The organism is Niveispirillum lacus, from assembly GCF_002251795.1.
Classification (GTDB): Bacteria; Pseudomonadota; Alphaproteobacteria; order Azospirillales; family Azospirillaceae; genus Niveispirillum; species Niveispirillum lacus.
Genome location: NZ_NOXU01000031.1, coordinates 425323 through 437016, shown reverse-complemented (window position 1 = coordinate 437016; position 11694 = coordinate 425323). Strand labels below are relative to the sequence as shown.

11 protein-coding genes are annotated in these 11694 nt (G+C 64.0%); all 11 read right to left on the bottom strand.

Annotation, left to right across the window (positions count from 1 at the left end; translation table 11 throughout):
- Window positions 1-6: 6 nt before the first annotated feature.
- The 11 genes from CHU95_RS17825 to CHU95_RS17775 all read right to left on the bottom strand — a co-directional run bounded on the left by CHU95_RS17825 (window position 7) and on the right by CHU95_RS17775 (window position 11693).
- On the bottom strand, window positions 7-441 hold the full coding sequence (locus tag CHU95_RS17825) for a DUF3293 domain-containing protein (protein WP_094457670.1): 435 nt from the start codon (window positions 439-441) through the stop codon (window positions 7-9).
- The gene (gene thiD / locus CHU95_RS17820) at window positions 438-1238 is read right to left on the bottom strand and encodes a bifunctional hydroxymethylpyrimidine kinase/phosphomethylpyrimidine kinase (RefSeq protein WP_094457669.1); all 801 of its coding nucleotides are present in this window, start codon (window positions 1236-1238) and stop codon (window positions 438-440) included. The genes CHU95_RS17825 and thiD overlap by 4 nt, the downstream gene beginning before the upstream one ends.
- Window positions 1239-1249: 11 nt before the next feature.
- The gene (gene glmM, locus CHU95_RS17815) at window positions 1250-2620 is read right to left on the bottom strand and encodes a phosphoglucosamine mutase (protein ID WP_094457668.1); all 1371 of its coding nucleotides are present in this window, start codon (window positions 2618-2620) and stop codon (window positions 1250-1252) included.
- Between the two features lie 61 nt (window positions 2621-2681).
- Window positions 2682-3671, bottom strand: coding sequence for a dihydropteroate synthase (folP, locus tag CHU95_RS17810; protein WP_094457667.1), 990 nt, complete (start codon window positions 3669-3671; stop codon window positions 2682-2684).
- A gap of 150 nt (window positions 3672-3821) precedes the next feature.
- Entirely contained in the window at window positions 3822-5750 is a 1929-nt protein-coding gene (gene ftsH / locus CHU95_RS17805; protein WP_094457666.1) for an ATP-dependent zinc metalloprotease FtsH, read from the bottom strand.
- Between the two features lie 55 nt (window positions 5751-5805).
- Window positions 5806-7119: a tRNA lysidine(34) synthetase TilS gene (gene tilS / locus CHU95_RS17800; protein ID WP_207762535.1), complete on the bottom strand. Its 1314-nt coding sequence runs from the start codon at window positions 7117-7119 to the stop codon at window positions 5806-5808.
- Complete coding sequence (ybgF, locus tag CHU95_RS17795) at window positions 7110-8030, bottom strand: tol-pal system protein YbgF (protein WP_133065565.1); 921 nt, start codon at window positions 8028-8030, stop codon at window positions 7110-7112. The genes tilS and ybgF overlap by 10 nt, the downstream gene beginning before the upstream one ends.
- Window positions 8031-8272: 242 nt before the next feature.
- Window positions 8273-8773, bottom strand: coding sequence for a peptidoglycan-associated lipoprotein Pal (pal, locus tag CHU95_RS17790; protein ID WP_094457663.1), 501 nt, complete (start codon window positions 8771-8773; stop codon window positions 8273-8275).
- 157 nt (window positions 8774-8930) lie between these two features.
- A complete protein-coding gene (gene tolB / locus CHU95_RS17785) occupies window positions 8931-10295 on the bottom strand; it encodes a Tol-Pal system beta propeller repeat protein TolB (protein ID WP_094457662.1) in 1365 nt (454 codons plus the stop codon).
- Entirely contained in the window at window positions 10295-11206 is a 912-nt protein-coding gene (locus CHU95_RS17780) for an energy transducer TonB (protein WP_094457661.1), read from the bottom strand. The genes tolB and CHU95_RS17780 overlap by 1 nt, the downstream gene beginning before the upstream one ends.
- Window positions 11207-11225: 19 nt before the next feature.
- Window positions 11226-11693: an ExbD/TolR family protein gene (locus CHU95_RS17775; RefSeq protein WP_094457660.1), complete on the bottom strand. Its 468-nt coding sequence runs from the start codon at window positions 11691-11693 to the stop codon at window positions 11226-11228.
- Window position 11694: the final 1 nt, after the last annotated feature.

The window sequence follows — 11694 nt, the reverse complement described above, 5'->3', positions numbered from 1 at the left end:
TCTCTGCTACACCAGGGCCAGCCGCGTGAACAGCAATTGTGCCGGCTGGCCCTGGCCCTGCCAGACAATGGCATATTGGCCGAGCATTTCCGCCAGTTGCAGCGCATCAAACGGCGCCAGGTCAAAGATGGCGACGCCCTTTTCCACCGGCCATTCCTTGGTCGCCGGGCGCAGTTCCGCCGGCACATAATCCAGGTCTTCATCCTCCAGGATGTCGATCAGTCGGGCATGCGCCGCCTCATTGGCTGCCTGCGTTGCGGGTATGCTGCGCGGGTTCCAGGCGGTGATGAACACCAGTTCCGCCGCCCCGCGCTTCTCCAGCAGCCCATCGATGTCGCCGGGGTCGGCCATGATCCGCGCCGTGGCCGTCCGCTTGCCGTCCAGAGCAACATATTGGGTCTGCTGATATGCGTTCAGAAGTTTGGGATCAAAGCCGCTCATGCGAAATCCCCGACAGTGTGTGCATGATTCAACGGCCCGTGACCCTGGCCAAAGCCAGGCGCTGTGCGGATGGCGATATCGACATAACGACGGGCACGGGCCACGGCCTCGGCCACCGGCATGCCCTGCGCCAGACCGGTGGCAATGGCTGATGACAAGGTACAGCCGGTGCCGTGGGTATGCCTGGTCTCCACCCGCTCACCGGTGAAGAGTTGCTCACCATGGCGGGTGACCAGCAGGTCGGTCAGCACCGGCCCCTCCATATGCCCGCCTTTCATCAGCACGGCCTTGGCGCCATATTCCAGCAAGGCATGACCGGCACGGCGCATGTCATCGACAGTGCGGATATCAATACCGGTCATGGCCTCCGCCTCTGGCACATTGGGTGTGACAATGGCGGCCAACGGCACAAGCCGGCGGATCAGGGCGCCAGTGGCACTCTGATCCAGCAGTCGGTGCCCGCCCTTGGCTACCATCACCGGATCCGCCACAATGGCGACCCCCGGTGCGGCCTCTGCCAGGGTATCGGCCACCGCATTGATGATGTCGGATGTGGCCAACATGCCAATCTTCACGGCATCGGCCCCGATATCGGCCAGAACCAAGCTGATCTGCTGCACCAGGAAATCAATAGGGACCGGCAGCACGCCATGGACCCCCTTGGTATCCTGTGCCGTCAGCGCGGTGATCGCCGTCATGGCATAGCCGTTCAGCGCCGTGACCGCCTTGATATCGGCCTGGATGCCAGCACCACCGCCGGAATCCGACCCGGCAATGACCAGAACGCGTCCCTTCATCACCGTCCCCTTTATTCCGCCGCCACGGAATGGGTCACCCGCCGCACCGCGTCGCAGATATCATCGACGACACGGTTGACCAGCCCATCATCCTCGCCCTCCGCCATCACCCGGATCAGCGGTTCGGTACCCGATTTGCGGATCAGGACACGGCCCACACCTGCCAGTGTCTCCTCACCTGCGCGGATGGCCGCCATGACGCTGTCAGCCTCCAGCGGGCGGATGCCGGTGGAGGCGTCGTAACGCACATTCTTCAGCAATTGCGGCAGCGGTTGAAATACACGCAGCACCTCCGACGCGGGCCGGCCGGCCTTGCGGATGCAGGCCAGCACCTGCAACGCAGCCAGCAACCCGTCGCCGGTGGTGGCAAAGTCAGGCAGGACCACATGGCCTGACTGTTCGCCGCCGACATTGAACCCATGCTCGCGCATATGCTCTACCACATAACGGTCGCCCACCGCCGTGCGCGCCAGGGTCAGGCCCAGCTTTTTCAAATGCAGTTCCATGCCCATGTTGGACATGACCGTGGCGACCACCCCGCCACCGCGCAGCCGACCGCTTTCGGCCCAGCTCTGGCCGATCAGGGCCATGATCTGATCACCGTCGATCTGTGTGCCCGTCTCATCAGCCAGGATCAGGCGGTCGGCGTCACCATCCAGCGCAATGCCCAGGTCAGCCTTGTGTTCCACCACGGCCGCACGCATGGCGGCCGGGCTGGTGGCCCCGCATTTGTCATTGATATTGAAGCCGTTGGGCTGGTTGAACAGGGTGACGACCTCGGCCCCCAACTCATACAGCACCCGCGGCGCCACCTTATAGGCGGCACCATGGGCACAATCGACGACGATCTTCATCCCGTCGAGGCGCAGGGCACGCGGGAAACTGCTTTTCACGACTTCGATATAGCGGCCGGACGCATCTTCCATGCGCTGCGCCCGGCCCAGATCGCGCGGGGCCGCCAGGTCAGGCGCGAATGGCAGGTCCATGCGCGCCTCAATCTCAGCCTCGAACTCATCCGATAATTTGTATCCGTCCGGCCCGAACAGCTTGATGCCATTGTCCTGAAACGGATTATGGCTGGCTGACAGCATGACGCCCAGATCGGCGCGCATGGACCGGGTCAGCATGGCCACCGCCGGCGTGGGCAGCGGCCCCACCAGGATCACATCCATGCCCATGGAGATAAAGCCCGCCGTCAGGGCCGGCTCCAGCATATAGCCGGACAAGCGGGTGTCCTTGGCGATCACTACGGTATGGCGATGGTCCCCGCGCCGGAAATGCAGGGCGGCGGCCATCGCCGCCTTCAACGCCGTCTCCGCCGTCATCGGCTCGGTATTGGCGGTACCGCGGATGCCATCCGTGCCGAACAATTTACGCGACATGTCTATACGTCCCAGGAAAGCCGGCCCCACGCCGGCTGATCAAACTGTGACAGAACCTATATCACGCCGATTGCAAGGCCTGCCACACGGCGACGGCCTGCATCGTCGCGGCCACGTCATGCACACGCAGGATATGGGCGCCCTGACCCAGGCTGTGCAGGGCCGCGGCAATAGACCCGGCCACACGGTCCTTCGGTGCCTCGCCGGCCGACAAGGCCGCGATGAAACGTTTACGGCTGACCCCGATCAGCAGGGGACAGCCCAGCCCGTGCAGGGCGGCGGTTCGGGCCAGCAGCGCGACATTATGCGACAGGTCCTTGCCGAATCCGATACCGGGATCGATGGCAATCCGGTCCCGGCCAATGCCGGCCGCCACCGCCGCGTCAATACGCTGCGCAAGCCAGGCCAGCACCTCCCCGATGACATCGTCATAGTGGGGGGCATCCTGCATGGTCTGCGGCTCGCCTTGAATATGCATCAGGATGACGGGCAGGCCCGTTGCAGCGGCGACCGACAGGCTGTCCGGGTCGCCGGTCAGCGCTGTGACATCATTGATAATCCTGGCCCCCGCCTCTGCCGCCGCCTGCATCACGGCGGCATGGCGGGTATCGATGGAGATGACTGCCCCCTCTGCGGCCAGCGCCCGGATCACGGGCACGACCCGCGCAATCTCTACCGCTACCGGCACCGGTGCTGCCCCTGGCCGGGTCGACTCGCCACCGATATCCAGAATATCCGCCCCCTCCGCCAGCAGGCGGCGACCATGGGCGATAGCGGCATCGGCATTTTCATGATCACCCCCGTCAGAAAAACTATCAGGCGTGACATTGACGATACCCATGATGAGGGGCCGCGACAGATCAAACCCGGCCCAAGGGCTGCGCGGCATGGTCAGCGGGTGGTCAAGCGGCAGCGCCGTTGCCGGCAAAATGCCGGCCGCCGTCTCCACCAGCGTGAAGGCCAGCGGACTACCGGCCAGCGGGCGGGCCATACCCAGAGCCAGGGCCGCACGAGCGGCGGGGCCGGAAAAAAGGGCAAGCGGGCAGTGCATGGGTCCTCAACCAAAAACAACGCGCCATCGCGGCCTCCCGGACCATCGTCAGGGCGGCAAGCAAGTGGCGACCTGATTGAACCTCAAAACGACAAACCCCCGACGCTGATCACGCCGGGGGCCTGTTCACTCCGCTATCGACAGTCGGGGTCACACGCCCGGCTGCGGCTCCGGCTCAATCCCGTCCTTGGACGAGGTGGGGACCGAAGCGCGGCGGCCAGTGGATTTGGGCGGCTCCGGCGCCTGCGGGCGCGGGGCGGGCGGATCGGTGCGGACCACCTGCTCACCGCGCAGAATGGCCTTCACTTCTTCGCCCGACAGGGTCTCAAACTCCAGCAACGCTTCGGAGACCTTGTGCAGATCGTCCAGACGTTCGGTCAGCAGCTTGCGGGCCAGGCTTTCACCTTGCTCGATCAAACGGCGGATTTCTTCATCGATCAACTGCGCGGTGGCTTCCGACACATTCTGCTGCTGCGCCACGGAATGGCCAAGGAACACTTCCTGTTCATTGGCGTTGTACCGCACACGGCCCAGCTTGTCGGACATGCCATACTCGGCCACCATGGCACGGGCCCAGCGGGTGGCCTGCTGGATATCGCTCGACGCGCCCGTGGTGACGTTCTCCGGCCCGAAGATGATCTCTTCGGCGACGCGACCGCCGAACAGCACGGCCAGTCGCGACTCCATCTCCCGCTTGGTATAGTTGGTACGGTCACGTTCCGGCAGGTTCATGGTAACGCCCAGGGCGCGCCCGCGCGGGATGATGGTGACCTTGTGCAGCGGGTCATATTCCGGCACCCACAGCGAAACCAGCGCATGACCAGCCTCATGATAGGCGGTCAGCTTCTTTTCCTTCTCCGACATCACCATGGAACGGCGTTCCGCCCCCATCATGACCTTGTCCTTGGCGGACTCGAAATCAGCCATGCCGACCACACGCTTGCCGGCACGGGCCGCCAGCAGCGCCGCCTCATTCACGAGGTTCGCCAGATCAGCGCCAGAGAAGCCAGGGGTGCCACGGGCGATCACCTTGGGGTCCACATCGGGGGCCAGCGGCACCTTGCGCATATGGACCTTGACGATCTTCTCACGGCCCAGCACGTCGGGGTTCGGCACCACCACCTGACGGTCGAAACGACCGGGACGCAGCAGGGCCGGGTCCAGAACGTCGGGACGGTTGGTGGCGGCAATCAGGATCACACCCTCATTTGCCTCAAACCCGTCCATCTCAACCAGAAGCTGGTTCAACGTCTGCTCACGCTCATCATTGCCGCCGCCCAAGCCGGCGCCACGGTGGCGACCGACGGCGTCGATTTCGTCGATGAAGATGATGCAGGGTGCGTTCTTCTTCCCTTGCTCAAACATGTCGCGCACGCGGCTTGCGCCCACGCCCACAAACATTTCAACAAAGTCGGAACCGGAGATGGTGAAGAAGGGCACATTGGCTTCACCGGCCACCGCACGCGCGGTGAGGGTCTTACCCGTACCCGGCGGGCCGACCAGCAGCACGCCTTTCGGAATTTTACCGCCCAGGCGCTGGAACTTCTGCGGATCTTTCAGGAAGTCGACGACCTCTTCCAATTCCTGCTTGGCCTCGTCGATGCCGGCGACATCGTCAAACGTAACCCGACCGACCTTTTCGGTCAGCAAACGGGCACGCGACTTGCCGAAGCCCATGGCCTTGCCACCCCCGCCTTGCATCTGGCGCATGAAGAAAATCCACACGCCGATCAGCAGCAGCATCGGGAACCAGGACAAAAGGATGGAGAACAGCGTCGGGCTGTTATCCTCCGCGACCACGGCAACCCGGACATTCTTATCGACCAGCCGGTCGGCCACATTGGACCCCGGCGGCGCCGTCACGGTGAAGCTGCGGCCATCATTGGTCGTGCCGGTGACTTGGTCACCCTTGATGGTCACCGCCGACACCGTTCCCCGCGCCACTTCGGCCAGCAGGTCGCTGTAGGCCATGCCAGACTGCGACGAGCGGGTGGAGGAGGTCTGGAACAGGTTGAACAGGGCAATCAACAGGACCCCGATCACCAGCCACAGCGCCAGATTCTTACCGAAATTATTCACAGCCCTGACCTTTCATCGACCGCACCCCCGGGCAGGCCCGGTGGAACTCCTCCCATTAGATAATGTCATCTGCGGCGGTGACAACAGCGAACCGTGCGGGAACCGCCGGAACCGATACCAATGGCACCACGGACACACCCGGATCGGGCATGTCGGCGGCAGTATAGAGCAGATGGGGTATGGCGATAAGCCGGTCCCCAGACAGAACTGCCGGCAGGGTCCAGCGCAGGGAAGCCGGCATATCAACCCGCGACAGGTCCGGACGGTCAGCCCGCGCCAGACGCCATAACGCATCATCCAGGGCACGGACGCTGTAGTCACCAACCCGTTCGGCGGACAAGCGGAATCGCCCGTCCCACGTGACCGGGGTACCGCCGCCACGAAACCGGGCAGGGCCCTGGAGGTTACGTGCTTCCCGCAGCAGCCGCCAGCCATCGGTCAGTGGCATGAAGCGGCATCCGGCCAGTGTCCGCCCACGATCGGGCTGTTCGCGCAGGCCTTGGAGCAGATCCGCTATGGAAGCGGGCGATGGCGGATAAGCAGCCCCGCCCACGGCGCGCAGCAGGGATGCGACCAATGGCTGCACCCGGTCGTTCGGGGCGTCGAGCAAGGCCCGATTCAGCACAACCCAGCCTTCGGGCTGAAACCGGGCATGCATGGCCAACAACCGCGCCACATCCCCATCCAGGATCGCACGCGCTGTGGCGGCGGTCTGGGCCGCCTGCGCCTCATTCGCGCCGACCGACTGCGACAGGCGCAGCCGGGCGCGGGCAAAGGCCGGATTGCCGTTAGACGGGTCCTCCACCCAGGCCTGACCCCAGGCCTGACAGGTGGCGACCAGCCGCGCCTTGGCGACCGGCAGAAGCGGCCGGATCAGCCGCAGATGGTCCATCTCGCGGATTGCGGGCATGCCGGCAAGCCCTTGCGACCCGCTGGCGCGGTCGGCACGCAGGCGATGCGTCTCTGCCTGGTCATCGGCATGGTGGGCCAGCGCCAAATGCAGAATGCCCTGCGCTGCGGCCGCATCGGCCAGCAGGCGCAGACGTGCGTGGCGTGCGCCGGCCTGGATACCGGTTGTGGGCTTCTCCCCTACCCAGGGCAGAATTCGATGCTCGATACCCAGATTTGCCATCCATGCGGCGACCTTGGCGGCCTCGGCATGGCTGTCGGCGCGCAAACCATGATCAACGGTCAGCGCCAGAAGGCGGCCCCCGCGCTGACCCACCCAGCGGGCCAGCAACAGGGTCAGGGCCACGCTGTCGGCGCCACCGGAGACACCGACGGCGATCTGGGGGGCCGACTCGAACGGCCCCACCCCCCGCATCAGCCGGTCAAAACCAACCGGCTCGATGGGGGGGCTCACTTGCACTTCAGCCGGTTCCGCTCAGCCTCAGCCCGACGCAGAATCGTCTGCGGTGCGGTCGCCCTGTAGGCGCGGTTCAGTTCCGTCAGAGCCGCGCAAGCGTCCTCGTTTGACTTCATCGCCGACAGAGACAGCGACAGCTTCAGCAAGGCGTCGGGAGCCTTCTGGCTCTTGGGGTATTTCTGATAGCCCTCGGCAAAGGCGACGGCCGCTTCCTTGTATTTGCCACGCACATAATAGGTTTCGCCCAGCCAATACTGGGCGTTGCTGGCCAGGGAGCTGGCCGCATTGGCCTGGATGAAGGCGCTGAAGGCGGTCTCGGCCCGCTCATACTGCGCCTCTCGCAGCAGGTTGAACGCCAGATCATACTGTTCCTGTACCGTCCCGCTGGGCAGATTGGTCGGGGCGGGCGGGGTGGCCGCTGCCACCGGCGCGGCCGCCGGTTTGCTGGCTGTGTCAGCAGCGGGTGCCGGCTCGGCCCCCGGCGTCGGCGCGGCGGCGGTTAACCCTCCCGCCTGCCCCTGTTCCAACCGGGCAAGGCGGAACTCCAGATCCTGCTGCATCTTGGCAAGCTGTTCGCGCAACTGCGCGACCTGGAAGGTTGCCTCCTCATATCGGCCGGTCAGGGTCTGCATCTCCGACTCCAGGCGCTGCAGGCGCACCTCAAAGTCCGCGGCCACATTGCCGCCCATGACCGGCGCCGCCCCGCCAACGGCGGGCGGACGGGCGCCACCGCGATAAACCTCGCGGTTCAGCGTCTGCACCTCATTCTCCAGTCGCTGCAGCCGGTTGGCCAGATCACGGGGATCGGACTGGCCCCAGGCCGGCATTGCACCAAGGACGGTGGCCAACGCCACGGCGGCCACTGTCAAGCAGCGGCGCGGAGAGGGGCTGGCGGAACGCAGGGGGCGGATCATCAGGAACCACAATTGGCAGGGTTTGCGATGGCGCGACCCTACCGCGTCGGCAGGGACGGGAAAAGTGTCCTCAGGCGATAAGGCGTGAATATGGCACACAACACCCGCGCAACCGACGCCCCTGCATCGGTCATGACGGCGCGCTGACCATGTGACGGGCGGTCCCAAAACAAAACGCCGCCCGGTCTCCCGGACGGCGCTTCGCTCTCAGGCTCTCGCCCGAACCTGTCGGATGACAGTGATCAGTTGATCACGGTCACGCCACGGCGGTTCTGCGTCCAGGCAGCTTCGTTGGAACCAACGACCTGCGGGCGCTCCTTGCCATAGGAGATGGTCTGAACGCGGGCAGCTTCGACGCCCAGGGCGGTCAGGTAGTTCTTGACCGAGTTGGCGCGACGCTCACCCAGCGCCAGGTTGTACTCGCGGGTGCCGCGCTCGTCGGCATGACCTTCGATGGTGATGGTCACGGCCTTGTACTGCTTCAGCCAAGCGGCCTGACGATCCAGGGTAGCGGTGGCTTCCGGGGTCAGGTCGAACTTGTCGAAGCCGAAGAAGACGCGGTCGCCGACATTAACGATGAAGTCTTCAGCGGAGCCCGGGACCGGGCCCGAGGGCTTGGCCGGGGCGGCCGGGGCCGGAGCGGCGGTGCCGCCGGTGGTGGCGGTCGCGGTCTGTTCCGGCTTGCTGGAGCAAGCGGTAGCCAACATGGCAACAGCGACGAGGCTGATGATCTTGAAGCGCATTTGAGAGACCCCCTAGGTGGAAATCGAGATTAAGGTTGAAGTGCGTGTGTTTGCCCCACGGAACAGCGTTAACCACAGCCAGCCGCCGCATTAAAGCGATCTTCAGCACAGGCGGATTTGAGCGCTGTTCTTGCGTTGCGAAAATAGGGTGACGCACTCACGGAATCAAGGGCGACCATGCAGGATCTGAAGCATCGGTCGGCGTTAAGACCTGCCGTTCATTAAACCCTGTCAAGTCAATTGAGTATAGCTTGGCCTGGCGCTGTTTGCCTGCCTGTCCAGAAGGCCGCTCCTTAAAGAACATCAACACACGGCCATTCGGCGCCCAGGTCGGCCCTTCGACATGGTATGCCTCTGTCAAAAGTCGCTCACCCGTACCATCGGGCCGAATGACACCGATATAGAACTTGTCGCCGGCCAGTCGCGTGAAGGCAATAAGGTCACCACGCGGGGACCAGACGGGCGTACCATAGCGGCCTTGACCGAAAGTAATGCGTTTCACATCACTGCCATCGGCATTCATCGTATACAGCTGCTGGCTTCCACCGCGATCGCTTTCAAACACAACTCGACTGCCATCCGGTGAAAAAGAGGGCGAGGTGTCGATGCCGGGATGGTTCGTCAACTGCGTCTGACGGCGGGTGCGCAGATCCAATGTATAGATATCGCTGTTGCCAGACGTGGCCAGCGACATGATCACCTTATTGCCATCGGGCGAGAAGCGCGGGGCAAAAGTCATGCCCGGAAAATCACCCAGCACTTCCTGGCGGCCCGTATCGATATTGAACAAATAGACACGAGGCCTGTTGTTGAAGTAGCTCAGATATGTGATTTCCTGGGTGCTGGGTGAGAAACGCGGGGTCAGGACCAGCACACGCCCGTCGGTCAGAAAACGGTGGTTCTGACCATCCTGGTCCATGATCGCCAATTGCTTGACGCGCTGCAATGCGGGACCGGACTCGGCGATATAGACGATGCGCGTATCGAAATAGCCTTCTTCGCCTGTGACGCGCTTATAGATCGCATCCGAAATGATATGGGCGACTCGCCGCCAGCCATCGGCCTGAACCGTATAGGCCAGACCGGTGACCTGCTGGCCGGCCGTCACGTCGAACAGGCGAAACTCGATACGGGTGCGACCGTCGGGCGATTGGCTGACCGTCCCGGTAACCAGTCCCTGGGCCTGGATGAGGCGCCAGTCGGCAAACCGTACACCTGTCTTCAGGCTGTCTGGCGTCTGCACAAACCTGGCGGGTCCCAGCGGACGGAACAGACCCGACCGTTCCAGATTGGCGGAAATGACACCGGCAATATTCTGGCCGATCTGCGTGGCATTGGGGTTGTCGCCGGCGAAATTGGTGATGGCGATGGGAATCGGCTGCGGATTGCCTGACGTGATGTCGATCTCCAGTTCGGCGCGGGCAGGTGCGGCAAAGCCAGCAGCCAGCACCACCGCCACCAGGGCGATGAACCGGCCGACGACCCGCCAGCCGCCCGTGGAGAAAAGAGCGTTGGCTTGCATCAGAACATATCCTTCGGGCTGAACTTCATCAGGATGGAGCCTTTGTCCCCGTACTTGTCGCGCGGGATGTTCAATGTATTACACCCAGGCAAAAGCGGCGCCCGTAAGGCGGATTCCACAAAAGCCCTGAAATGCGGGTCGGTGTTGGGATTACCCGTACCCGACACATACTGCACATTTGTGACGCGCAGGCTGGCATCGAACAAGACCCGGATTTCCGCCTGCATGTTTTCAATGCCCTTGGCCCCGACCGGCACATTCCAGCAGTTGCGGATCTGGCGCCGCAGCGCGTCTTCCTCACTGATGCTCAGCCGTTCGCCCGTCCGCGCGGCCAATGGCTGCGGCGGCTGTGCATCCGGCTTGGGTGGCTCCTTGGAGGGCGGGCTATCGGTCTTCAGCTTGGCGACATTCTTCAGCACGCTGTCCAGGGTCTTTTCCGGAGGCTTGGGCTTCGGCTCCTCTTTCTTGGGTTTGGGCTCTTCCTTTTTCGGCTCGGGCGGCTTGGGCTTGGGTTCCTCCTTTTTGGGCGGTTCCGGCTTCGGCTCTTCCTTTTTCGGCGGCTCGGGCTTGGGTTCGGGCTTGGGGGGCTCCGGCTCCGGCGGCTTCTCGGCCACCTGTTTGGGCGGTTCGGGCACCTTCACTTCCGGCGGCGGCGGCGGCGCTTCCCTGGCCTGCTGCGGCGGCGGGGGTGGTTCCGGCTTCGGCGGGGTGGGCTTGGGCGGCGGCGGCAACGGCTTGGGGTTCGGCTCGGCCAGCTTGGCGATGGTCATGGGTCCGACCTCCACCACATCGACCGGCACCTCCTGAAGCTGGATTACCTCCCGCTTCTTGACGAGGTGCGGCAGACCGATCAGCGCCAGAACGATGACCGCCAGGTGCAGGATGCCGGAAAGGATCAGGGTGGTCCGCATGATGCGTTGGTTTCCACCCTTACCGTGCGCCGCGACCGTCGGATTCGATGACCAGCTTGGCCTCCGACAGGCCGGCGCGGCGGGCTTCGCTCAGCACATCGACGATGCTGGCATAAGTGGCCTCCCGGTCACCGCGCACCAGGACCTTGCGGTCGGGCTGCTGTTCGGCGATGACGGCCAAGCGTGGCGCCAGTTCGGCCAGATCGAACATCTCGTTGTCGAAGACCTTCTTGTCCTTGAACGAAATCCGCCCTTCAGCCGTCACTGTGACCCAGAGCGGGTCTTCTTCCGACTTCAGTGCCTGGGCGGCGCCTTTGGGCAGATTGACGGGAATGCCCGCGGTCAGCAGCGGCGCAGCCACCATGAACACGATCAGCAGCACCAGCATGACGTCGACGAACGGCGTCACATTGATCTCCGACATGGCGGTGCGGCGGTTACGCCGCCGTCCACGCACCGCCTGCTTGCCGGGAAGGCTCGCCCCCATG

Coding starts and splice junctions, on each gene's coding strand:
- pal (WP_094457663.1), bottom strand. CDS start 8,773: ATGCGCTTCAAGATCATCAGCCTCGTCGCTGTTGCCATGTTGGCTACC.
- folP (WP_094457667.1), bottom strand. CDS start 3,671: ATGCACTGCCCGCTTGCCCTTTTTTCCGGCCCCGCCGCTCGTGCGGCC.
- glmM (WP_094457668.1), bottom strand. CDS start 2,620: ATGTCGCGTAAATTGTTCGGCACGGATGGCATCCGCGGTACCGCCAAT.
- CHU95_RS17775 (WP_094457660.1), bottom strand. CDS start 11,693: ATGGGGGCGAGCCTTCCCGGCAAGCAGGCGGTGCGTGGACGGCGGCGT.
- thiD (WP_094457669.1), bottom strand. CDS start 1,238: ATGAAGGGACGCGTTCTGGTCATTGCCGGGTCGGATTCCGGCGGTGGT.
- ybgF (WP_133065565.1), bottom strand. CDS start 8,030: ATGATCCGCCCCCTGCGTTCCGCCAGCCCCTCTCCGCGCCGCTGCTTG.
- tolB (WP_094457662.1), bottom strand. CDS start 10,295: ATGCAAGCCAACGCTCTTTTCTCCACGGGCGGCTGGCGGGTCGTCGGC.
- CHU95_RS17825 (WP_094457670.1), bottom strand. CDS start 441: ATGAGCGGCTTTGATCCCAAACTTCTGAACGCATATCAGCAGACCCAA.
- CHU95_RS17780 (WP_094457661.1), bottom strand. CDS start 11,206: ATGCGGACCACCCTGATCCTTTCCGGCATCCTGCACCTGGCGGTCATC.